Below are 1,010 nucleotides of genomic sequence, written 5' to 3' on the forward strand. Positions count from 1 at the left end.
TGAAGCGTAACTCCAAGGCGCTGAGCTAACAATCGTAATTGCTGACTAATCTCTTTACTCAGACTAAAACCTTGATTGGTTCCCCTGTAATCAATCTGTTTTGGCCTGACATGATCAGTCGGAAACTCTAATGGCTGATATCCCGATAACTTAGACTTCCAATAACTTAATTGCTTATCTAAAACTTCTCCTACAAGATAATTTCTTTGCCATACCGCATAATCCCTATATTGAATATCCAAAGCAGGTAACAAAAAAGTCTTATTTCCATTGCTATATCCCTGATAATAAACCAAGAGTTCCCTCTGAAAAATATCCGTAGACCAGCCGTCACTTGCAATATGATGCATGTTGATCAATAAAAACCTTCTTTGTATACCCTCATTTGATTCTAGTATATAGAATTTAGCCCTGATGGGATACTCTGAACTTAAATCAAAAGGACGATTGATATCCTCTTTTATAAGAAACTCATAGTCATCATGAGCGCCTAGCTCTATCGCTTCAATAAACAATCCAGCATCATGGACAACTTGGATACCATGATCCACGCCTTCTCTTTGTTCAATCGTACTTCTTAATACTTCATGTCTAGATACAATCGCTTGAAGCGCATATTTGGTTGCTTCAATATCCGTATCAACATCAAGCTCAAAAACAGAAGGTATATGATAGGCATTTGTCCCCTCTTCATACTGCTCAATAAACCATAAACGCTCTTGGGCTGAACTTAATGGATAAAAATTTTCATCATTATTTTTAAAAATTATTGTTTTAAAAAACTTATCCGCCGAAAAAATATAATTAATTCTAAGAATAGAAATTATTTGAATCTTATTATTTGTAATAAAATCTCTTATATCTTGATTCTGAAACTTTTTAGGAACAGATAATTTTATAGTTTCATTATCAAGCCAAATTGCTCCAGCATTTAGTCTTAAATCGTTAAAAAATTGGTTTATATATTTCATTTTAATTTTAAGTATACTACATTCGACAATAAGTCTTAA

The 1,010-nt window shown here is 32.9% G+C and carries 1 protein-coding gene; it reads right to left on the reverse strand.

Translation table 11 applies throughout. From position 1 onward, the window contains the following. A partial coding sequence (locus B0A64_RS23670) for a condensation domain-containing protein (protein ID WP_208863566.1) occupies positions 1-971 on the reverse strand: 971 nt, incomplete at its 3' end. Positions 972-1,010 lie beyond the last annotated feature (39 nt).

The organism is Flavobacterium araucananum (assembly GCF_002222055.1).
In the GTDB taxonomy this organism is placed as follows: domain Bacteria; phylum Bacteroidota; class Bacteroidia; order Flavobacteriales; family Flavobacteriaceae; genus Flavobacterium; species Flavobacterium araucananum.